The following is a 22327-nucleotide window of genomic DNA, read 5'->3' as shown; positions in this document are numbered from 1 at the left end:
GAGGATAAACATTTGGAGGATTTTTACGATTTAGTCAAGTATCTGTTTTTAGGATTATTCCAGGGATTCACTGAGCCCATTCCCATCTCCTCCAGCGGTCATTTGGAAATAGCCGAGCATTTCCTGGGATTAAAAATAGAAGGCATGAGCTTCGCCCTGCTTGTTAATGCCGCTTCTTTGATCGCGGTACTGATCATTTACAGGGAAGACATCATAAGGCTTGTTAAAAACGGCCTCGTTTACATAACAACCAAGGATAAAAGGGCAGAAGCTGATTTCCGTTTTATCATTTATCTGATCATCGGCACCATTCCTGCCGGCGTCATCGGCATCCTGTTTGAGGATTACATCGATGAGCACCTTGCCAATATCAAGACAGTCGGGATCACCCTTGTAGTTACAGGACTTGCTTTATGGCTGATCCGCAATATGAAGGGGCAGAAAAATGATGCCGGGCTTACAGTCAAAGATGCCATTATTGTCGGAATCGCACAGGCGGTTGCACTCATTCCCGGAATCAGCCGGTCAGGGGCAACCATCGTTGCTTCCATGGGTCTTGGGATGAAGCAGGAAACCGCGCTCAGATTTTCATTCTTGCTGTATATTCCAGTCAGTGCCGGAGGAATGATCCTTGGCCTGAAGGACCTGCTTGGCGATCCGAATTTAAGCTCACTGGCCATTCCATATGCCATTGCCTTCATTGCTTCTTTAGTGGCATCCTATTTTTCACTGAAGTGGTTTATGAATATCATGGCTAAAGGGAATCTGATCTATTTTGCCATCTACTGCTTCATTGTTGGACCAATAGTCTATTTTCTCTCATAAAGAGAACAGGATTCACCATCTTAAAAAATTTGACAGTACACAAAAACCCAGAGTCCGCGGACTCTGGGTTTTAAGCGTTTATAAAAGCTCCGCAAGCAGCGCCTTCTGGGCATGGAGACGATTCCCCGCCTGCTGGAACACCGCAGAATGGCTGCCATCGATGATATCGGCAGCAACTTCCTCACCCCTGTGCGCCGGGAGACAATGGAGAAAAATATAATCTTGTTTTGCCGATGCTGCAAGCTGGCCATTTACCTGGTAAGACTTGAATATCTCAAGCCGCTCGGCATTTTCTTCTTCCTGGCCCATGCTGGTCCAAACGTCAGTATAAAGGATGTCAGCGCCTGCAGCTGCTTCAAAGGGATTATTCACTACTTCAATTTCCGCGCCGGTTTCTTTGCCAAACTGCTTTGCCAGTGCCAGCACCTTTTCCTGGGGTTCATATCCAGGCGGTGCTGCAATTGTCAGATTCATACCTACCTTGGCTGCTGCAATCATCAGGGAGTGGGCTACATTATTCCCATCACCTGCATAAACAAGCTTTAGTCCTTCAAGCCTTCCTTTCACTTCATAGATGGTCAGCAAGTCGGCCAGCGCCTGGCAGGGATGGTAAAGATCCGTCAGACCGTTGATTACCGGAATATCAGCATGCAGTGCAAGCTCCTCAGCCATCCCATGGGTAAAGGTCCTGATCATAATCGCATCAACATACTGGGAAAGAACTTTTGCTGTATCTGCAACTGTTTCCCCGCGTCCTATCTGAAGATCATTGCTGTTCAGATATAATGCGCTCCCGCCCAGCTGTATCATGCCTGCCTCAAACGACACCCTCGTTCTTGTTGATGGCTTTTCAAAAATCATCCCTAGTATCTTTCCGTTCAGAGGCTTTGAATCCTTGCCGAGCAGGGAGGCATTCTTCATCTTCTTTGCCTTCTGGACAAGGCCGGTAATCGTATCTTTTGAAAAATCAGCCAAAGTCAAAAAGTCCTTCCCTTGTATGTTAAGGCTCTTATCTGATGTTTGCGCGGTTATCATACTAGTGTCACATCCTTATTGAGTTGGTTATGCCATTCCTGCAGCGGGCATACTGCCCATTCCTTGACCTGGAGGGATTCCAGGAAGACATAGAGCGTTTCCGGCTGTGTAAAGACAGGGAGACGGTTTTTGACGGCAAATTCCCTCAGCAGAAAATCTTCTTGTGCTTCTCCCATGCTGAAGACAGCGAGTATGTTTGCATCCATATCCCGGTCTTCACCTGCCTTCTGAAGACTTATTCCAAAATTGGCCAATGTCTCATCAAGACCTTCCATACTATCTGTTTCGCCTCTTCCCGTCATGATTACAGGTGCTGCTGCAGGCTTCATTTCTTTATGAAATGCTTTTTTAACAGCTTCATTCAAGGAAGGGGCCAAGGCTATTCCTTCCCCTGTCGACCTCATTTCCGGTGAAGTTTTCGGATCCAGCCCTTTAAGCGCATAATTGGAAAACACCGGATACTTTACGCAGACGAACGGCAGATGATCGTACAAAGGCCCTTCTGAGTGGGGCAGTTTATATTTCCCAAGCAATATTTTTGTCGCAATTTGTACGAGAGGAACATTTGCCACCTTGCTGACAATCGGCACAGTCCTGCTTGCCCGCGGATTTACTTCAAGGAGATATACATTCTCACCGTCAACGATATACTGGATATTCATCAAGCCTTTATACGCCAGATGCTTGACGATTTTTTTGCCATAGTCGAACATTTTTTTCTTAGCTGCCCCTGAAAATGACTGTGCAGGCAATAAGGAGAGGCTGTCTCCGGAATGGACCCCGGTTTTTTCGATATGCTCCATGATGACTGGGACAAGTATGTTGTCCCCGTCAGCTGCAAGATCCAGTTCCGCTTCTGCTGCATGCAAAAATTGATCACAAAGCACCGGGTAGATGATTTCCTTTTTTCCCAGTAAGCCTGAAAGCTCGCTGCTGCTCCTGATTATGTGCATCCCTTTTCCGCCGATGACAAAAGACGGCCTGATCAGGATAGGATAGCCGATCCTTTCTGCTGCTTCTTTCAGCTCTGTATCCGATGAGGCAGTCTCCCCCTTGATCCGGGGGATCTCGAGAAAATCGAGGAGGCGGTAGAACAGATCCCGGTCCTCCAGGTCATCAATGACCGCCGAACGGCTGCCGAGAAGGTTGAGACCTGCCTTCTCCAGCTTGTCGGCCAGGTTAAGCGCGGTCTGCCCCCCAAGCTGGACAATGACATCTTTGATGCCTTCAGATTCTGCCACATTGAGGACAGCTTCCGGTGTGAGCGGTTCAAAATACAGGCGGTCGGCTGTGGCAAAATCTGTACTGACCGTTTCAGGGTTATTATTGATCATCACTGTTTCAATGCCTTCTGCTTTCAAGGCAAATACCCCGTGGACAGAGCAATAATCGAACTCGATTCCCTGCCCGATGCGTATCGGCCCGCTGCCGATGATCAGCACCTTCTTGTTTTCGCTCGGCAGCTGTTCGTTTTCCCCATAATAACTTGAGTAATAATAATTGGACTGTGCCTCAAATTCAGCTGCACAAGTATCCACCATTTTGTAAGAAGGCAGTATCCCAAATTGCTTTCGCTTCATCCTGACTGACAGGGCCTCTTCCTTCCACTCAGACGCAAGGTATTCATCGCTGAATCCTTTTTCCTTGAAAAGCTGCAGCTGTTCTTTACTTACAGTTTCAAGGGAACAGGATTCAATTTCCTTTTCCAGGCTGGCAAGGCTGGCAAAGCATTGAAGATAAAAGAGATCGATTTTTGTCAGCTCATGGATAAACTGGATATCATACCCTCTGCGCAGAAGCTCCATCACAATAAAGAAACGTTCATCTGTCTGACCCTTCATCCTGGTGACGAGGCTATCATCCGCCAAGCCTGCCAGCCCCGGGCTCTTCAGATCCAGATTGTCAGATTCAAGCGACTGTACTGCTTTCAGCAGGGCCCTTTCGATATTGCGGTCGATCCCCATCACTTCCCCTGTTGCCTTCATCTGGGTGCCAAGCCTGCGGTCCGCTCCTGAAAACTTATCAAATGGCCATCTTGGGAATTTCACAACCATATAATCAAGTGCTGGCTCAAAGCTTGCATACGTATCGCCTGTAACCGGGTTGATGAGCTCGGACAGGCTGTATCCTGCTGCCAGTTTGGCAGCCATCCGGGCTATCGGATACCCTGTTGCTTTAGAAGCAAGGGCAGAAGACCTGCTGACCCTCGGATTGACTTCTATCAGGTAATATTTTCTGCTTTCGGGATCAAGGGCAAATTGAATATTGCAGCCTCCGATAATCCCGAGTGCTGAGATAATTTTAATAGAGGCAGAGCGAAGCATCTGATATTCTTCATCAGTCAGAGTCTGGGAAGGTGCGATGACAATTGAATCCCCGGTATGGACGCCGACAGGGTCGATGTTTTCCATATTGCAGATGGTGATGCATGTGTTATCTTTGTCGCGCATCACTTCATACTCAATCTCTTTATAGCCGGCAATGCTTTTTTCCACAAGGCATTGGGAAATCGGGCTTTCGAGGAGCCCTCCCTCGACGAGAAGCATGAATTCTTCCATTGAATGGGCAATTCCGCCGCCTGAGCCGCCGAGCGTGTAAGCAGGGCGGACAATGATTGGAAAGCCGGAAGCTTCGGCAAACCGCTTCGCTTCTTTTGCTTCCCTGACGATTTCGCTGTCAGGGACAGGCTCATCAAGCTCTTTCATCAGCTGGCGGAATTCCTCCCTGTCCTCGCCCTTTTTGATGCTTGCAATCGGGCTGCCGAGCATTTTGACTTTATATTTTTCCAGCACCCCTGTTTCGCTCAGTTCCATTGCCAGATTCAGGCCGGTCTGTCCTCCAAGGGAAGCCAGCACGCCGTCCGGGCGTTCTTTTATAATGATTTTTTCAAGTGAATCCGCAGTGAGCGGCTCAAAATAAATGGTATCCGCATAGCTGTGGTCTGTCATGATTGTCGCAGGGTTGTTATTCACCAGGATGACTTTATAGCCTTCCTCTTTCAGCGCCATGCAGGCCTGTGTCCCCGCGTAATCAAACTCTGCGGCCTGCCCGATGACAATAGGGCCTGATCCTATTACAAGTATTGAAGTGATCGTCTGGTCTTTAGGCATAAGCTGTTACTCTCCCATGTGCTGCATTGATTATTTCGATAAACTCATCAAATATATACTCTGCATCCTGCGGCCCGGGATGTGCTTCCGGATGGAATTGGACTGTGCTGAGCGGAAGTGACTGATGGACAAGGCCTTCAACCGACCGGTCATGAAGATTATGGAATCTTGTCTTTAAGCCGGTTCCCTTCAGGCTTTTTTCATCCACAACATAACTATGATTCTGAGATGACATCATGACTTTTCCTGTCCGGGCATCTGCTATTGGATGGTTGGCCCCCCTATGGCCAAAAGCAAGCTTCTTTGTGTCTGCACCAAGCGCCAGGGCTGCAAGCTGATGGCCCAGGCAAATTCCCAGTACCGGAAAGTTGAAAATCAGCTTCTTGATATCCGGGAGCATCTCTGTCAGCTGCTTTGGATCTCCAGGTCCATTTGAAAGCAGGATAGCATCCGGCTGCATAGCCTTGATTGCCTCAAAGGTTGTGTTGTAAGGAACAGTGGTGATCCGGCATCCGCGCTTCAGCAGCGATTCAGCAATCGACTTCTTGTTTCCATAGTCGATGAGGACGATATGGATGCTGCCGCTGCCAGCCGGATGATGCCCGGCAGGGGACACGGCACTCACCTTCATTGCACTTTTTTCCTGTAAACTGCCGGCTTTTTCTTTTTGAAGTGACATAACTGCCGGCATGGTGCCCGCATTTCTGATTTTTTTTACGACAGATCTTGTATCTATATGGCCAAGGAGCGGTATGCCCCATTTATCCAAATACGCTTTAAGGCTGTATTTCGACTGATAATGGTAGGCCTCTGCAGGAGTACCATAGACAATGACTCCCGCCGCATGCGGCTTTCGGCTCTCAAAATCTGATTCATTGACTCCGTAGTTGCCTATTTGCGGATATGTGAACACAATAATCTGGTCTTTATAGGATGGATCTGTCAAAACTTCCTGGTAGCCGGTCATACCCGTGAAAAAGACGATTTCCCCTTCTGTATGAACCGGCTTGGATTCAGAAATCCAGTTGCCTTCATATGTTTCTCCGCTGTTTAAATGTAGGTAGCCCTTCATTATGCACACACCTCTTCTGACGCATAAATATTATTTTAAATTTATTTTTATACATTATCATTAAAAGAAAACAGCCTTGTCAGCTGCAGATTACACTTTCTTGCTTTTTATGAAAGGATAGAGGCAGATGCACGCAAAGTATCTGCAATTTTGCCTGCCGCTTTTTTTATCTGTTCCGCTGTGCAAGTTAGAGGAGGAAGAAGCCTGATGACATGTGCTCCAGCCGGGAGGGCAATCAATCCTTTATCCCTCAGCTCCTGAAGGACAGGCTGTGCTTCAGCAGCCAGCTCGATTCCTGCCATCATTCCAAAAATGCGGATATCCTTCACACCTGGAATATCGGCCAGCTCCTTCAGCAAGATGTTTTTGAAGCTGCCGCTAAGTTCAGCAAGGCTTGACTTGAATCCTTCATCCATTACGGCCTCCAAGGTCGCTGAAGCCGCTGCGATGGCTATCGGGTTCCCCCCAAAGGTGGATCCATGGCTCCCCGGCCCAAATGCCTCTGCCAGATGGTCTTTTCCAAGCATGGCACCGATCGGCAATCCGCTGCCCAGCCCTTTTGCCGATGTTACAATATCAGGCTGGATGCCAAAGTGCATATATGCAAAAGGCTTCGCCGTCCTTCCAATCCCTGTCTGGATTTCATCGATGATCAGGAGGATGCCCTTATCTTTGCAAAATGCAGCAAGCTCACTGACAAAATCTTCATCTGCTATATGGATGCCGCCCTCTCCCTGCACCATTTCGAGCATGATGGCTGCTGTTTCCCCATCCGCTGCCTTTTTCACTTCATCTATATCATTGAACGGAACATATACAAATGTATCCAGCATCGGTCCATAGCCGTGTTTGATTTTCTCCTGCCCTGTTGCGGACATGGCCGCAAAGGTCCTGCCATGGAATGAGTTTAGAAAGGTAATGATTTTCGTTTTTCCGGTCGCCTTTCGTGCCAGTTTGATCGCTGCTTCATTTGCCTCGGCCCCGCTGTTGGCAAAATACGCCCGGTCCATTCCGGCATATTCACATAACAGAGAGGCTGCTTTCTCCTGGCCTGATTGTTCAAAAAGATTGGATACATGCCAGAAGTTTTCGAGCTGTTCCTTGACAGCTGCTTCTACCGCCTCTGGACGATGCCCCAGATTGCAGACGCCGATCCCTGATGTGAAATCGAGATATTCTTTTCCGGCCTTGTCGATGAGTATGCACCCACTTGCTTCTGCTGGTTCGATATCCCAGCGCTGGTATACAGGAAACAGATTGCTCATGCCATGGTCCTCTCTTTGCAGTTGATTTGTGTTCCTCCCCAGGCACCGCCTGTATAAAATGGCTTCACACCTGAAATGATCCGGACGCTTTTGACTCCCTGCCGGATGGCTGCCAGGGCCGATTCCACCTTTGGAATCATCCCCCCTGAGATGGTCCCATCCTGAATATAGGCTGAAGCCTTTTCATCATCCAGCTTATCTATTAAAGCCCCCTCTGCCTTAATGCCTTCAACATCAGTCACAAACAGGCACTGCTCTGCATTCAGGGCCTGGGCCACTGCCGCCGCCGCATAGTCTGCATTAACATTCAGCTTCAGGCCTTCCCCCGTTTTTGCCAAAGGAGTAAGAACAGGCAGATACCCGTTATCCAAGAGAAGCTGCAGCAATTCTGCCGAAACATGGTCAATTCTGCCGACAAAGCCCAGCTTATCCTTATCAACGAAGTCGGCGTAGAGGATGCCGTCCGGCCCATTAAGCCCAAGGGCATTAAATCCGTTCTGCTGCAGGAGATCCGCCAATTTCCGGTTGGACTGTCCGGCAAGGACCATTTCAGCTGTTTCAAGTGTTCTTTCATCCGTTTTTCTCAGCCCCTGGACAAATTGGGGCTCTATGCCTTTAAGCCTCAGCATATCATTGATCTCCGGACCGCCTCCATGGACAAAAATGATTTGATAGCCCTGCACATTGAGATTCCTCAAGCTGCCAAAAAAATCACTTGTCAGCCTGTCTAGGATGCTGCCTCCGCATTTAATGACAATTAACTTCATCACTTCCCCCTTATGTGCGATAGCTCGCATTGATTTTGACATAATCATAGGAAAGGTCACAGCCCCATGCTTTTCCGCTTCCTTTTCCAGAATGAAGGTCGACCAAAATTTTTATAGTTTCCTGCTGGAGATAGGCATTTGCCTCTTCCTCGGAAAAAGCCTGCAGCTCACTATTTTTCAGCATGCATATCGGGCCGATCCAGATATCCACGGTATCAGGATTCAAGCTGATGCTGCTCTGGCCGAGGGCGCCGATAATCCTGCCCCAGTTCGCATCAGCACCATAGACAGCTGTCTTCACCAGATTCGAACCTACGATCTGCTTTGCTGCTGCTGCTGCCTCCTGATCGGACACAGCACCAGCCACTTCTGCCTCTATCAGCTTAGTCGCCCCTTCACCGTCCCTTGCGATCTGCTTTGCAAGGCTTTCACAGCAGGAACATAGGAGGTCGAGGAATACATTCCATTCAGCGTGCTCAGGAGACAGGGGCTGATTCCCGGCAAGTCCGTTGGCCATCACCAGGACCATATCATTTGTGGAAGTATCTCCATCAACAGTGATCTGGTTGAAGGTGCTGTCCGTCACTTCCTTCAATGCCTGCTGCAGGACTGGAGGGGAGATGCTTGCATCGGTTGTAAGGAATCCAAGCATTGTGGCCATATTAGGATGGATCATGCCGGAGCCTTTGGCTGCTCCGCCCATCCTGATGACCACCCCGTCGATTTCCGCTTCATACGCACAGCTTTTCATGACTGTGTCGGTTGTTAATATAGCAGTCTGGAAGTCTTCGGCACTATCTGCCCCGCTTCCTGGGTCCAGTGCCTTGATACCCTCCTGGATCTTCTCCATCTGCAAATATTCGCCAATCACCCCAGTTGAGGCAACTGCTACTGAATATTCCTCAAGGTCAAATTCCAAAGCGGCCAGCTTCCTCATCTCAAGTGCATCCTTATACCCCCGCTGCCCGGTGCAGGCATTTGCGCAGGCACTGTTCACGATCACTGCCTGCAGCACTCCTCCTCCATCCAGGCTTTCCTGCGTCACCTTCAAAGGTGCTGCCTGAAACAGGCTTGTTGTATAAACAGCTGCACTGCTGGCCGGGACAGTGCTGATGATGGCCCCGACATCCTTTTTGCTGTATCTCAGTCCGGCATGTACGCCTGCAGCTTTATATCCTTTGGGACTGGTAATGCTTCCATCCAAGATTTTTTTTACTGCACTTTCTTGTGACAATGCTTGCATGATTTACCTCCTCAGAAATTCCTATTAAAAGAACCCGCTGTGCTGATAGGGCACTGGGATTTAACCAGTTGAAATACAAGCGTTCATCTTTCTTTTGAAAAAGGCGGCCGGCCAGCCTATGCGTTATGGGTATACAGGGATGAACCCAAGCCCCGCATTTTCCGGCAGGCCGAACATCAGATTGGCATTCTGTACTGCCTGGCCGGCAGCCCCTTTCATCAGGTTATCAATGACTGCTACAATGGTAAGCCTTCCGGTCCTTTTATCTGCACTAAGGCCGATATCACAGTAATTGCTTCCTGTTACTTCCTTGGTGGCAGGAAAATTGCCCGGCGGCCTTATCCTTACGAACTGGGCATTTTCATAGGCTTCCCGGTAAGCCGAGACAGCGGCTTCTGCTGAAACGCCTTCCATCAGTTCTCCATACATGGTCGCCATGATTCCCCGCACTGCCGGGATCAAGTGGGTACTGAAAGTAACCGGGGATGCGTCTTTATTCCACAGCTTCAGCTGCTGTTCAATTTCCGGTGTGTGCTGGTGCTCATTCACTTTATAGATCTTGAAGTTTTCGCTCATTTCAGCAAACATGGTCCCTTTTGAAGGCGAACGGCCGGCACCCGAAATCCCTGACTTTGCGTCGATGATGATGCCGCTGGGCTTTATCAGCCCCCCTTTGAGCGCCGGGGCAAGTCCGAGCAAGGCTGCTGTCGGATAGCATCCGGGATTTGCAATGATGTCTGCCTCCTCAATTTTCTCCCTGTTCCATTCGCTCAAACCGTAAACAGCTTTCTCTATCACTGAACGGTCTGCCGATTCCTTCTTGTACCAGGTTTCATACTGATCCACCGGAAGCCTCAGATCCCCGGACAGATCGATGACTTTGATATTTCTTCCTGCAAACTGGCCGGCAAGCTTTCCGGATGCACCGGAAGGAGTTGCCAGGAAGACCACATCAGATTGCTCTGCAATCTTTTCTGTATCAATTCCTTCTAAAGTCTGGGTGTTTATATTCAGCAGATGAGGATATTCATACGAAACTGGAGCTTCACCTCTGGTCGAGTGTACCGATTGAATCTGGAAATTAGGATGGTGCTGCAAAATGCGGAGAAGCTCTGCCCCGCCGTATCCTGTCGTCCCGATGATGGATGCCTTCATGGGATCCCCCCTCATAAGTTGTATATTTAATCAAATATATTAATAATTATGTATAATGTTTCTCTTATTATAGGAATTTAGCATACCAAAATCAACCTTAATCATGTTATTTTTTTATTAAATATTCAAAAACTTGAATTAAAATGCACACAACCTGATTTTTTGAAATAAAAAAAGCCACCCGCAGGCGGCTTTTCAGCAAACTATTTACAATGACTTATGATATAAGATGCTAACTTCTCAGCCGCCTCTGAAATCGGCAAAAGCGGAACTTGTTCAAAGTAGGGCTGGGCCTCCCCGGGGAGGAGGGGAGTTATGACAGCATGGATATTTTCCAGACTGGACAGCTGGCTTGCCTCATCCAAATCCCGGACGATTACAGCTTTCGGATAACACTCCTTTTTATATCCTTCAATAAGTATGATGTCCGGCCCGAATACACTCATAAGCCCAATAAGCTGCTCCAGCGGCCAGTCCAGCCTGTCAGCCTGCATGAGGATGCTTCCTCCTCCTTCTGTAAGGCTGGCCATTGCACCCGCTTTGATATGCAAGGAGGAATCTTTATCCTCAAGAACATCAGGTTTTCCTCCATGTCCATGATGCTTGATCGTCACGGCTGCCATCCCCTGCTTTTGGATCTCTCTGATCACAGCCTGTACAAGCGTTGTCTTGCCGCTATTCTTAAAGCCCACAATCTGAAAAACAGAAGGCTTTACCACGGCTGGCTGCTCCCTTGATCATCTTCAAGCAGCAGCACCTGTACATCATCGCCTTTCTGGTATCCTCTTGTGCCGCCGGGAAGCACCATAAGAGCATCAGCTCCTGCCAGGCTCATGACTATATTTGATTTATCCACACCGCTTGGCCGTGCAATCAGCCTGCCATTTTCATATTCCAGCCTGCTCCGCACAAACCTTGTAAATGGATTGGGCTTTGGAAAATCTTCCCCAAGAGCAGCCTGCTCCATCCGCAGATGAACTCTATCAGTAAATAGCATCCCCCGGATCACCGGCCTTACGAACAGCTCAAACCCCACATAGCAGGCAGATGGATTGCCTGACAGCCCGAATAACATCTTTCCGCCAAGGCGCGCTACAGTTGTGACGCTCCCGGGGCGCATGGCCACCTTGTTAAAAAGCACTTCAGCTCCAAGCTTTTTGTATATCGCCGGCAGATAGTCATAATCCCCTACCGACACACCACCTGTAGTAACAAGGATGTCCGTTCTTCCAAGCGCCGCTTCTATGGCAGTAAAGCAGGTATCAAAATCGTCCGGCAGCTTCCCATAATATTCGCAGGCTGCGCCGGCGCGTTCAATCTGTGCCATCACCATATGGGAATTGCTGTTTCTGATCCGTCCCGGTTTAAGGTCTTCTTCCACATCAAGAAGTTCCGTGCCTGTCGCAAACAGCCCGATGGCAGGCTTTTTGGCAACAGGCACAGAACTGCAGCCGAAGGTGGCAAGCATAGCGATCACACCTGGATTAATCTTCTTCCCCTTACCGAGAAGAGTATCTCCTTTTTTTGCATCCTCACCCTGAAAAGAAACATTATCTCCGGATTTAAATGCTCTCTTTAAGCTCATATAATTTTTCCCGTCCCGCTCCTCTGTCCCGGCAAGCTCCAGCATCACAACAGCATCGCATTCTGCCGGCATTTGGGCGCCGGTCATGATCCTTGCAGCCTGGTATGCTCCCACCTGCACCTTTGCCACATGGCCTGCCCCTATATGGTCCACAACCTCAAATTCCACAGGAGTGCTGCTTGATGCCCCTTCTGTGTCTGCAGCCCTGACAGCAAATCCGTCATACGGAGAGCGATCAAAATGGGGCACATCATGGGCTGCCTTTAAATCTTCCGCCAAATAACGGCCATAGCTTTCATTGATCGGGACCCATTCAGCTGTCCCGGCAAAATCCATCTGCAGAATTTTATCAATAGCTTCCCCAACCGGGATAGGCTTTCTCCTTTCAACCACGTCTTTCCACTCCTTATGTATTTTTTTGCTGAAGCTAAAAAACAGCAGGATGCCCCGCTGTTTTTTTTGCTTCTTATTTAAGAAATCGTCAGAACCTCATGGCTGGCGGCAAGTTCGACAAAATGGGCCATTCCGCTGATTTTGCCGGCATACAGCTTGTCCCCAAGGCCATAGTGGTCCACGCATGTCTTGCATGCCAGGATGTCGACTCCTTTTTCCTCCAGCTCTTTTGCATGAACGGAGACAAACGAATCCTCTGTCAGGGCATTTACGCCGCTATTCATGAAAAAGACTGCTGCAGGAAGCTCCTTCTGCTGCTTCAGTACGGTGAAAAAAGTTTCCAGCACACCTGTGCCAAGCTCTGCATCCCCTCTGCCGAGCTGGTCCGAGCTGACCAGCACAACCTTGTTTTTCATATTATTGGACGCCCAGGGCTATCTTAGCGTAGCGGGACATCTTATCTTTCGTCCATGGCGGGCTCCAGACAATGTTGACCTCTGTATTTTTCACTTCCGGTATATCTGACAGTGAAGCCTTCACCTGGTCGACAATCGTCCCGGCAAGCGGGCAGCCCATTGAAGTAAGCGTCATATCGACTATTGCCGTACCTTCTTCTTCCATCTTGACATCGTATACCAGTCCAAGATTGACTATATCTACACCAAGTTCAGGGTCGACCACAAGCTCGAGGGCCCCCATGATGCTGTCTTTTAAATCCTGATCCATGCTAATCACTCCTTAGCCTTTTTTATTATGCTGATTATATGATAACAAAAAGCCGCGCTCTTGAAAAAACTTATGACTCCAAACCGGCCGGTCCATCTCCTAAATATGCCTCAAACCATTCAACTGTTTTGAGCAGCCCTTCCCTTGATACTTTATGCCCGGCATTTTCATCCGTCAAAAAGACAAGTTTCTCGGGCATCTTCTCATAGTTTGTTCTAATCGATTCATAAAAATGATAAGTATAGTGATAAGGGACAACCTGGTCGTTCTTTCCGTGCCAGAATAATATCGGCCTCCCGGCAAGCTTCTCAGGCTGCTGGCTGATATCAAGCTCTTTCAGTTTTTGAAGCAGCCCTGCCAGTTCAGCTTCTTTGAATGGAAGATCGATTCCGTGCTTTTTAAGCTCATCGATCTGCCAGAGGGCAAACTTCTCATAATAAGGCATGCCCATCAAGCTGACTGCCGTTTTAATCCAATCATAGCGAGTCAGCGCGCCCATTGTAACAATGCCGCCCATCGAAGTTCCCGCAAGACCTATTTTCCCTTCATCAATCAAGCCCTCGGAAGCAAAGGCAGTTTTGAGTGTGTTCAGCTCTTCTATCTCTGTAAGGACAATTTCCCAGAATTTCACGTTCAGGTCATTCCCGGATAGGCCTGTGCTTCTTTCCCCGTGGTAGAGCGCCTCCGGAAGGACAACTCGAAACCCTTTCTCGGCAAGCAGATAGGCATAATGGAGATTATGCTCCTTTGCACTTGTAAAACCATGTACAAATATAATGAATGGCAGCTTTTCACTGAACTTCTCTTTTGCGGCAAGATGCAGTACAGGAATTCCTTCCACTTTTCTGTTTTCAATTATGATCATGGTGCAGCCCCCAAATTCTCTAAAAATAAACTTTTTTCTTTAATAATGCGATATTTTTTACAAAATAAATATTAAATTGTTACGATAGTGGTAAATACACATACAGGAACGGCTGGATTGTGCACTTCCGTAAAAAGCCATCCACGGATTTCCCTTATGTAAATTCTTTCTATATTCTTAGTGTAGCATGATGACATTTATTTGCCTAAAGCTTTACACTGAGATTATCCTAATACAGAAATGAGAAGGAGACTTTATGGCAGAAAAACATTTAATTGCATTGGACTTAGATGGAACCTTATTAAAAGACGATAAAACCATTTCTGCAAAAACGAAGCATGTGATCCAAAAAGCCCGCGAGGCGGGGCATGTTGTCATGATTGCAACAGGAAGACCTTTCAGATCAAGCCAGATGTATTACCATGAGATGGGGCTGGATACTCCTATTGTTAACTTTAACGGTGCCTTTATCCACCATCCAAAGGACAGAAATTGGGGCATGTACCATACGCCGATGGATATAAAGGTAGCAAAGGAGATTGTAGAAGCCTGCAGCGGCTTTTCATTCCACAATATCATTGCAGAAGTGATCGATGAGGTATACTTCCACTACCACGATGAGAAGCTGCTTGACATTTTTGGCATGGGAGACCCAGAAATAACGACGGGAGATTTGAGGAGATTCCTCACAGATTCACCGACCAGTATGCTGATCCATACAGATGAGGAACAAGTCAAGACCATCCGGAATCATTTATCAGATGTACACGCCGAGGTGATCGATCACAGGCGGTGGGCGGCGCCATGGCATGTCATTGAGATCGTAAAATCCGGACTTAACAAAGCGGTTGGATTGAAAAAAGCTTCAGATCATTTCGGGATTCCTCCTGAAAGGATCATTGCTTTCGGGGATGAAGATAATGACCTTGAAATGCTTGAATATGCCGGTCGCGGAATTGCCATGGGCAATGCCATCGATGTGGTGAAAAATGTCGCCAATGAGATGACGCTGACCAATGAGCAGGATGGAATCGGCGTTTATCTGAATGATCTGCTGGGCCTGAACGCAATGAAATAACGAAACCTGGGCCCTGCCGCTGACCGGCAGGGCTTTTCCTCTTGTTCCCTCCTTTAATTAAACATGCCCTGGCGCATAATAAAAAGGAGGCAGCAGAGCTGTTTCATATTTCCTTAGGAGGGGATCCGAATGGGCAAACGCAACAAATCGAAACGCTTTGTACAGCAAGGTGCAGATACAGTAAGCAAGCATGATTCCCGCATACCTTATCACACCACATATGCTGAAGCTGAAGCGAGGAAGATGGCGAATGTACAGGAATCTTCTCTTGGAGGAATTTAAAGATGGGCAACAGGCTTTATCAGGAAGCGCAGAGATTTGTCCAGATGGCTTCACAAGCAGGACCGTCTGAACAGCAGCAGACAATTGCGAAGGCCAAAAATGCACTTCATTCAGCCTATGCCAACTCCACAAGGGCCGAACAGGAGCAGCTTCGCGAGCTGCAGGGCCAGCTGGACCAGCTGACTGGCCGCTGACAAAAAAGAGCATGCCCGGAAACAGGGCATGCTCTTTTTTCTGGTTACCGGAAGTGCTGCAATACAGCCGGATAAGAATGGATGCTTCTGCCTTCCTCATCCTTCTCGTAAAGGTTTAGGATGACCGTACCATTCTCCGGCAATGAATGTTCCGGTATATTAATTTTCACGCGGAAAGGGGACCACTTTTGTTTAGAATCAGAAGGATATTCCGCCGCGGCAAGCACCCTATGGCCGTCTTCGGCTGTATAATTAAATTCCCCTGACATTGTCCTTGCCTCCCCTTTCACCTCATAAACACCATTACCCCCGCTTATCTCCACCTTCCTGAAAGCAGGGTTCTCCTTTGGGACATACAGTACGGCCTTTTTCCTCAGCACTTCTGCTGCATGGGTTTCACCTTTCCTTTTGAGCGGGATGGACAGCTCGACTGAATAGGACCCTTCCTTGATCCTTCCGGCTGCAGTCTCATAGTCCCAGGAGTCCGTCCAGGAAACAAATTCTCCAGGATCCAGCTTCAAGTACTGTATGGCCTGCAGAAAAGACTTTCCTGCCGCGGCATCATAAACAGTTTCCCCGTCCTTATCGCGGATGATCAGATCATATCTTTGCGAGGTTGGGAATTCAAAGGTCTGCACCTGATCAGAGCTGTTGGTAATCCCCACTTGGATATCAGCCGATTCCTGGCCGGGATCCACGGTCAAGGAAACTTCAGGGCCGCCTTCTGCACCGGCGCTTGAGCCATTCATCGGAAGTGAAGCGAATATCATGAACAAAACTGCTGCAATCCTTAACATGCCAAACCCTCCTCTTTTTGTTAATCTTTCCTGAAGAAACCGAAAATCCCGGCTGTCTCAACGATATTCGTAAACGCATACGGATCGACATCCTTTATGATCCTTTCAAGGTCAAAAAGCTCATAGCGGGTGATGACAATAATCATCATTTCTTTATTTTCATTTGTAAAAGCCCCTTTGGCGGGAAGGGTCGTAATGCCGCGCACCATCTTATCGTGGATGGCCTGCCTAAGCTCCGCCGATTTTTTCGTAACGATCATCGCCGTCAGCTTTTCATGCCTTGTATGGATAGCATCGATCACCCTTGTTGAAGCATAAAGCGTCACAAGCGTGTACAATGCTTTTTCCCAGCCGTAAAGAAATCCGGCTGTAATGATGATGATGGCGTTCAAGGTAAAGAAATATGTACCCACAGGACGGTCTTTCATCCGTGACAGAAGCATGGCGACAATATCCATGCCCCCTGTGGATGCCCCCCATTTCAGTGTCATGCCCACGCCTACCGCCGCAATGACGCCTCCAAAAACAGCATTCAGAAGAATATCCTCTGATACATGGATGACGGGAATGAGCTCCAGGAACAGAGACATAAGGAACACGCTTAAAAAGCTGTAAACCGTAAAAGATCTGCCCACCTTTTTCCACGCGAGAATTGTTACAGGTATATTCAGGACGAACAATAAAATACCTGTTGACGCATAGCCTCCGAGAATGCTGGAAAGCAGCTGTGCCACACCGGTAAACCCGCTGGCATAGACATTGGCCGGAATCAGGAAAAAGTTCATCGCAATCGCATTGAGCACGGCGCCTATCAGCACCACAATAAATTTCTTCGTTTCTAATAAAAACATACCGAACCCCCTTAAAACACTTGGTGTTTCTTTACCCTATATTGTGTTTTTTCAACACATTTCATTGTATTTTTTCCCTTGTTTCTATAAACTAAAAGCATATTAATGGGCTGAAAGCAGGTGACCTATATGTCAGTAAAAATTATGGCTGACAGTGCAAGTGATTTACCGTTGCAGTTTTTCAAGGACAATGATGTCCTGCTCTTTCCTCTGCAGGTTCTGTTGGATGGGCAGGAATACAAAGATTTGATCACAATCGATCCAAAGAAAGTTTATGATAGCATCAGAAGCGGGCATATCCCGAAAACCTCCCAGGTATCCCCGGTTGACTTTGAAAGGGAATTCAGGGAGCTTGCCGAAAACGGCCGGGAAGGCATCTATATCGCATTCTCTTCCCAGCTGTCCGGCACATACCAGACGGCTGCCATGGTGCGGGACCAGGTAAAAGAAGAATATCCTGACCTTAGCTTGTCCATTATAGACACAAAATGCGCATCTCTTGGAGCCGGATTGATCGTTAAAGAAGCGGCCAGGCTATCTGCCGAAGGCGCATCCATGGAAGATATCGAAAAAGATATCCTTTTCCGGAGCCGCCATATGGAGCATCTTTTCACTGTCGAAGATCTGGATCATCTTGCCAAAGGCGGGCGTGTTTCCAAGGCTTCAGCTTTTCTCGGCGGCCTGCTGAATATCAAGCCTCTCCTTCATGTGGAAGACGGGAAGCTTGTCCCCATTGAAAAGATCCGAGGGAAAAAGAAGGTCCTGCGCCGTATGATCGAGGTTGCGAAAGAACGCGGCAAAGGCTTTTCCGGGCAGACGATTGCCATCAGCCATGCTGACAATCCTGAGACGGCCGAGGAAGTCAAAGCGATGCTGATCGAAGAGCTTGGCCCCAGAGAAATATTGATATCAGATATTGGGGCAGCCATAGGATCCCATACCGGGGCCGGCACCATCGCACTCTTCTTTTTGAATGAAATAGCATTATAATCCTACATACTCCTTCTGTTTGCGGCAGACACTAAACCGACGGCGACCAAGCCGGAATAAAGGAGGTTTTTTCTATGCCGCACACTTCAGACAATGATAAAAAAGCACAGGATAATAATGCCTTGAGGCATGAAAAAAATATGATGCGCGAGAAAAACAGAAAAGCCGGGAAGCATCAATACTCCAAAAAAACGGATCATCTCTAAAACAGCAGGGCTCTATTTAGATGACTTCCTGAAAAACAAAAAAGCAAGCGCCCGGCGCTTGCTTTTTTTCTATGATTGCTTGATATATGTCCAGCCGTCCTCCTGGTAGACCTTTCCTTCTTTCATCAGCCTGCCGAGGGCACGCTTGAATGAAGATTTGCTCATTTGGAATCGCTCCTGGATGTCCTCTGCCATGCTTTTGTCCCCATAAGGCATAGAGCCGTTCCGCTCTTCAAGATAGGAAAGGACTTTTTGCGAATCAGCGTCAAGTGCTTCCTCTTTCCGCGGCAAAAGGGAAAGATTGACTGTTCCATCTTCTTTTACATCAATGATCCGCCCTTCTATTTTTTCGCCAAGGCGCGGCTCTGTCTTCCTCTGGGATTCATGGATAAAGCCTTTGAATCCTTCTGCCGTATAGGCCCAGCTCCCGACTTTCGCGGTCCTGTAAATATGCCCGTGGACGTTCTTGTTGAAGTCCTTCCGTGTCGCTTTAATGGAAATCTCCTCAATGATCGGATCCTTCGCGTGCTTTACATACACCCGATTATTCCTGTTTACACGGAGGGTGATGTAGAGAAGATCGCCTTTCTGCGGCCAGACAGAAAGGTGCAGGGGCAAATCCTCCTGTCCTAGGAGCATCTCCTTCTGTATTCCGATGTCAATGAATACGCCAAGATCTTCCCTTACATCGCTGACCTTTGCCCAGCCATACACCCCTACCCGGATTTCCGGAAGGGTATCAGTTGCAGAGATGCGTTCCCTTGAATCTGTGTAAAGGAATACTTCTACTTTTTCATCCAAATCATACTCTTTTGCCGCTTCATTTATATGCAATAATACATCCTCATCACCGTCTGTCAGAAAATAACCGAAAGATGATTTTCTTGATACGGTTAAAGTTGTGACTTGTCCGATATAGTCTGCCAAAGGCATGCAATTTCCTCCTCAATGGCTTTATTGTCTGCTGACAATATGAAAGTTGTTTGAACTGCTATATTTTACTATAATAAACGAATAAGGTAAAACGGTTTCGGGGCAGGAGCGGCCGGCTGCAGGAATATAACCGGCCCCCGGCTTCAAAACAGTGGCTAAATACAAGGATTAACGGAGGTCAAGATATGTCAAAAGAAAGCTCATTTGATATTGTATCCAAAGTAGAATTATCTGAAGTAACAAATGCAATCAGTATTGCAATGAAAGAAGTCAAGACCCGCTACGACTTCAAGGGAAGCAAAAGTAATGTAACCCTTGATAAGGAAGAGCTTGTCCTGGTTTCGGATGATGAATATAAGCTTGAACAGCTGAAAGATGTACTGCTCAGCAAAATGATCAAACGCGGAATTCCCATCAAGAACCTTGATTATGGAAAAGTGGAAGCAGCTTCCGGCGGGACTGTCAGGCAGCGTGCCAAACTTATGCAGGGAATCGATAAGGAAAATGCAAAGAAAATCAACACCCTCATCAAAAACAGCGGCTTAAAAGTAAAGAGCCAGGTACAGGACGACCAGGTCCGTGTCACAGGAAAGAACAGGGACGACCTTCAGCAGGTAATAGCTGCCGTAAGAGAAGCCGACCTGACAGTTGAAGTACAGTTTATAAACTATCGATAGAAAAGCGGAAGGCGCTTGCCCAGCCCCGACAAGCATAAGACGCTTCAGGATAGAAGGCGTTCTTTGCCTTCAATCCTGAAGTGGCTTATGACTCGAGGGGCTAGCGCCTGGAGCTGGACAAATAGAAAAGCGGAAAAGCCTTGCTCAGGCCCGACAAGCTTAAGACAAGCAGAGCGGAAGGTTGTTCTTTAACCTTTTGATCTGATTGACTTAAGACTCGAGGGCCTAGGCTTTGGAGCTGGACAAGAAGAAAAGCGGAAGGCGCTTGCCCAGCCCCCGACAAGCTTAAGACGCTTCAGAATAAAAGGCGTTCTTTGCCTTTAATTCTGGCGCTTCTTATGACTCGAGGCTCTAGCCGCTGGAGCTGGACAATAGAAAAAAGCGGAAGACGCTTGCCCAATAAATAACCCCGGATGCCAGAGGCATGCCGGGGTTATTTATTAAACAAACACATACATCAGCAGCTCATCTGAATAGGAGCCATCACAATTCCTCACATGCCTGATCCTTCTGCCTTCCTCCTGGAATCCCATTTTCTTATATAAATGAATGCCCCGCTCGTTATGGGAGAACACTTCCAGGCACACTTTTTCAATGCCCTGCTCCGCTTTCGCCCATTCCAGGCAGGTGCCGATCAGCTGCTTCCCGATGCCTTGATTGCAATATTTTTCTTTAATGGATATGCCGAACATTCCGATATGGCTGACTTTTTTGCGTGTTTTCCGGGTAAAGTTCAAAACTCCGGCAAGCTCTTTCCCGCTCCAGGCAGTCAAAAGCAGATTTCCCGGCCGGTCATGCATAAGGATCCATTCACGTTCTTCTTCAACGGTTGCCTTAAATTCCTCTGGAACAGTCAGCATGTTCTCGGATTCCTGCAAAATCTGCACAGTATGGTTAAGCAGCGCCTCAGCATCCTCCGGCCTTCCCCGCCTGATGGTTATCATATTGATGTCTCCCCTTTTTAGCAAAAGAAATTTTTTCCATGTTTTTATCACATACTAGCATGGAATACACCTAATATCTATTAAAAATTGGAGGTTTTGCATAATGGCAAAAGAACAAAACAATAACCAGAATGGATTCGTCCCGCAGCACCAGAACCAGCAGCCGGGTGTAGAAGATAAAATGACTCCGGAGCCTACTTATATCGATCCAAATTTTAAGGGCTCTGGAAAACTCGAAGGCAAGGTGGCCATTATTACTGGCGGAGACAGTGGAATCGGCAAATCTGTTGCTATATATTTTGCAAAAGAAGGAGCTGATGTCGCTGTCGTTTATCTGGAGGAGACTGATGATGCAAAGGAAACGAAACAGGAAGTCGAAGCCGCAGGCCGCAAATGCCTCCTGCTTGCTGGCGACCTCGGAGATGAAAGCTTTGCAAAAGAAGTAGTTTCCAAGACGCTGGATGAGTTTGGCAAAGTGAATATCCTTGTCAATAATGCCGGTGAGCAGCATCCGCAGACAAGCCTGCTCGATATCAGCACAGAACAGCTTGAAAAAACATTCAGGACGAATATTTTCTCTATGTTCCACCTGACAAAAGCTGTACTGCCGCATCTGGACAAAGGAAGCTCTATCATCAATACGGCATCCATCACAGCGTATGCAGGACATCCTAAGCTGATTGACTATTCTTCCACTAAGGGAGCGATCGTTACATTCACCCGCTCCCTGTCAACAAACCTGGCTGATTCCGGCATCAGGGTAAATGCCGTTGCACCCGGCCCCATCTGGACGCCGCTCATCCCTTCTACCTTCACAGAAGAAGATGTCGCCAAATTCGGAACCGACACACCGCTTGGCAGGGCCGGACAGCCGTACGAACTGGCACCAGGCTATGTATATCTCGCAAGCGACGACTCATCCTACGTATCCGGCCAGATGCTTCACATCAATGGCGGGAAGATTGTTAATGGCTAAAATCAGTCATAACAAACGAAGAAAATAACAGAAAACCAGCCGGATGCCAGACGTCCTCCGGCTGGTTTTTTTATGCGCTGTGAGTAAAAACAAGCGGTATCCTCCCTGAATCCCCGTCAGACCCTCCAGATTTAACCATATAAAACTGCCTTTTTCTCTTAAAAACTATGCTCTGTAAAAGTCTATTGTTAAGTCTTATCCTTATTTGAGTGACCAGCAAGCCTTAAAATAAGCGGAGATTCTCCTGTTAAACTGCAGAATATGGCACGGGTGGGAATAAATAAGGGGAGATTTGAGACTGTCGATTAAGTTGTTGTTTATTCCTCTTCTACGCCTTATTTCACAGACTTTGTGAATT

24 protein-coding genes are annotated in these 22327 nt (G+C 47.7%); 8 read left to right on the top strand and 16 right to left on the bottom strand.

Annotated elements, in window-relative coordinates; genetic code table 11:
• Positions 1–12: 12 nt before the first annotated feature.
• Entirely contained in the window at positions 13–825 is an 813-nt protein-coding gene (locus AC4E8B_RS07675; RefSeq protein WP_490217989.1) for an undecaprenyl-diphosphate phosphatase, read from the top strand.
• A gap of 78 nt (positions 826–903) precedes the next feature.
• Here AC4E8B_RS07675 and argF read toward each other — a convergent pair whose 3' ends face one another.
• The 12 genes from argF to AC4E8B_RS07615 all read right to left on the bottom strand — a co-directional run bounded on the left by argF (position 904) and on the right by AC4E8B_RS07615 (position 14041).
• Positions 904–1860, bottom strand: coding sequence for an ornithine carbamoyltransferase (gene argF, locus AC4E8B_RS07670; protein ID WP_490217988.1), 957 nt, complete (start codon positions 1858–1860; stop codon positions 904–906).
• Entirely contained in the window at positions 1857–4970 is a 3114-nt protein-coding gene (carB, locus tag AC4E8B_RS07665; RefSeq protein ID WP_490217987.1) for a carbamoyl-phosphate synthase (glutamine-hydrolyzing) large subunit, read from the bottom strand. Before carB ends, argF begins: the two co-directional genes overlap by 4 nt.
• On the bottom strand, positions 4963–6042 hold the full coding sequence (locus tag AC4E8B_RS07660) for a carbamoyl phosphate synthase small subunit (protein ID WP_490217986.1): 1080 nt from the start codon (positions 6040–6042) through the stop codon (positions 4963–4965). The genes carB and AC4E8B_RS07660 overlap by 8 nt, the downstream gene beginning before the upstream one ends.
• A 107-nt stretch (positions 6043–6149) precedes the next feature.
• Complete coding sequence (gene argD, locus AC4E8B_RS07655) at positions 6150–7307, bottom strand: acetylornithine transaminase (RefSeq protein ID WP_490217985.1); 1158 nt, start codon at positions 7305–7307, stop codon at positions 6150–6152.
• Entirely contained in the window at positions 7304–8074 is a 771-nt protein-coding gene (gene argB / locus AC4E8B_RS07650) for an acetylglutamate kinase (RefSeq protein WP_490217984.1), read from the bottom strand. Before argB ends, argD begins: the two co-directional genes overlap by 4 nt.
• 10 nt (positions 8075–8084) lie before the next feature.
• Entirely contained in the window at positions 8085–9317 is a 1233-nt protein-coding gene (gene argJ, locus AC4E8B_RS07645) for a bifunctional ornithine acetyltransferase/N-acetylglutamate synthase (RefSeq protein ID WP_490217983.1), read from the bottom strand.
• A gap of 123 nt (positions 9318–9440) precedes the next feature.
• Complete coding sequence (gene argC / locus AC4E8B_RS07640) at positions 9441–10472, bottom strand: N-acetyl-gamma-glutamyl-phosphate reductase (protein ID WP_490217982.1); 1032 nt, start codon at positions 10470–10472, stop codon at positions 9441–9443.
• Between the two features lie 203 nt (positions 10473–10675).
• Positions 10676–11191, bottom strand: a complete 516-nt coding sequence (mobB, locus tag AC4E8B_RS07635) for a molybdopterin-guanine dinucleotide biosynthesis protein B (RefSeq protein WP_490217981.1) — start codon at positions 11189–11191, stop codon at positions 10676–10678.
• A complete protein-coding gene (locus AC4E8B_RS07630; protein ID WP_490217980.1) occupies positions 11185–12450 on the bottom strand; it encodes a molybdopterin molybdotransferase MoeA in 1266 nt (421 codons plus the stop codon). Before AC4E8B_RS07630 ends, mobB begins: the two co-directional genes overlap by 7 nt.
• Before the next feature lie 77 nt (positions 12451–12527).
• The gene (locus tag AC4E8B_RS07625) at positions 12528–12866 is read right to left on the bottom strand and encodes a DsrE family protein (RefSeq protein ID WP_490217979.1); all 339 of its coding nucleotides are present in this window, start codon (positions 12864–12866) and stop codon (positions 12528–12530) included.
• Position 12867: 1 nt separating this feature from the next.
• Entirely contained in the window at positions 12868–13176 is a 309-nt protein-coding gene (locus AC4E8B_RS07620; RefSeq protein WP_490217978.1) for a metal-sulfur cluster assembly factor, read from the bottom strand.
• 70 nt (positions 13177–13246) lie between these two features.
• On the bottom strand, positions 13247–14041 hold the full coding sequence (locus AC4E8B_RS07615; protein ID WP_490217977.1) for a prolyl oligopeptidase family serine peptidase: 795 nt from the start codon (positions 14039–14041) through the stop codon (positions 13247–13249).
• 256 nt (positions 14042–14297) lie between these two features.
• Between AC4E8B_RS07615 and AC4E8B_RS07610 the strand changes: the two genes are divergently transcribed.
• The 3 genes from AC4E8B_RS07610 to AC4E8B_RS07600 all read left to right on the top strand — a co-directional run bounded on the left by AC4E8B_RS07610 (position 14298) and on the right by AC4E8B_RS07600 (position 15595).
• The gene (locus AC4E8B_RS07610; RefSeq protein ID WP_490217976.1) at positions 14298–15119 is read left to right on the top strand and encodes a Cof-type HAD-IIB family hydrolase; all 822 of its coding nucleotides are present in this window, start codon (positions 14298–14300) and stop codon (positions 15117–15119) included.
• Between the two features lie 129 nt (positions 15120–15248).
• Entirely contained in the window at positions 15249–15401 is a 153-nt protein-coding gene (locus AC4E8B_RS07605; protein WP_009794059.1) for a hypothetical protein, read from the top strand.
• 2 nt (positions 15402–15403) lie between these two features.
• Positions 15404–15595: a DUF3813 domain-containing protein gene (locus AC4E8B_RS07600; protein ID WP_490217975.1), complete on the top strand. Its 192-nt coding sequence runs from the start codon at positions 15404–15406 to the stop codon at positions 15593–15595.
• A gap of 44 nt (positions 15596–15639) precedes the next feature.
• Here AC4E8B_RS07600 and AC4E8B_RS07595 read toward each other — a convergent pair whose 3' ends face one another.
• Positions 15640–16392 carry a BsuPI-related putative proteinase inhibitor gene (locus AC4E8B_RS07595; protein WP_490217974.1) on the bottom strand — a complete coding sequence of 251 codons (753 nt, stop codon included), beginning with the start codon at positions 16390–16392 and terminating at the stop codon, positions 15640–15642.
• 20 nt (positions 16393–16412) lie between these two features.
• Positions 16413–17243 (bottom strand): YitT family protein, encoded by an 831-nt coding sequence (locus AC4E8B_RS07590; RefSeq protein ID WP_490217973.1) that lies wholly within the window; start codon positions 17241–17243, stop codon positions 16413–16415.
• Between the two features lie 129 nt (positions 17244–17372).
• Between AC4E8B_RS07590 and AC4E8B_RS07585 the strand changes: the two genes are divergently transcribed.
• On the top strand, positions 17373–18233 hold the full coding sequence (locus tag AC4E8B_RS07585; RefSeq protein WP_490217972.1) for a DegV family protein: 861 nt from the start codon (positions 17373–17375) through the stop codon (positions 18231–18233).
• Positions 18234–18307: 74 nt separating this feature from the next.
• Positions 18308–18439 (top strand): DUF3941 domain-containing protein, encoded by a 132-nt coding sequence (locus tag AC4E8B_RS07580; RefSeq protein ID WP_009794054.1) that lies wholly within the window; start codon positions 18308–18310, stop codon positions 18437–18439.
• 69 nt (positions 18440–18508) lie between these two features.
• Here AC4E8B_RS07580 and AC4E8B_RS07575 read toward each other — a convergent pair whose 3' ends face one another.
• Positions 18509–19372, bottom strand: coding sequence for a CvfB family protein (locus AC4E8B_RS07575; RefSeq protein ID WP_490217971.1), 864 nt, complete (start codon positions 19370–19372; stop codon positions 18509–18511).
• A 185-nt stretch (positions 19373–19557) separates the two neighbouring features.
• On the opposite strand from AC4E8B_RS07575, the gene AC4E8B_RS07570 reads away from it, so the two are divergent.
• A complete protein-coding gene (locus AC4E8B_RS07570) occupies positions 19558–20049 on the top strand; it encodes a YajQ family cyclic di-GMP-binding protein (RefSeq protein WP_490217970.1) in 492 nt (163 codons plus the stop codon).
• 440 nt (positions 20050–20489) lie between these two features.
• On the opposite strand, the gene AC4E8B_RS07565 is transcribed toward AC4E8B_RS07570, so the two are convergent.
• Positions 20490–20993, bottom strand: coding sequence for a GNAT family N-acetyltransferase (locus tag AC4E8B_RS07565; RefSeq protein WP_490217969.1), 504 nt, complete (start codon positions 20991–20993; stop codon positions 20490–20492).
• A 103-nt stretch (positions 20994–21096) separates the two neighbouring features.
• Between AC4E8B_RS07565 and AC4E8B_RS07560 the strand changes: the two genes are divergently transcribed.
• Positions 21097–21969: an SDR family oxidoreductase gene (locus tag AC4E8B_RS07560; RefSeq protein WP_490217968.1), complete on the top strand. Its 873-nt coding sequence runs from the start codon at positions 21097–21099 to the stop codon at positions 21967–21969.
• Positions 21970–22327 lie beyond the last annotated feature (358 nt).

The sequence above is a fragment of the Bacillus sp. SRL543 genome (assembly GCF_984799205.1).
The sequence above is the reverse complement of the archived record's forward strand: the minus strand, read 5'-3'. Positions and strand labels throughout refer to the sequence as shown.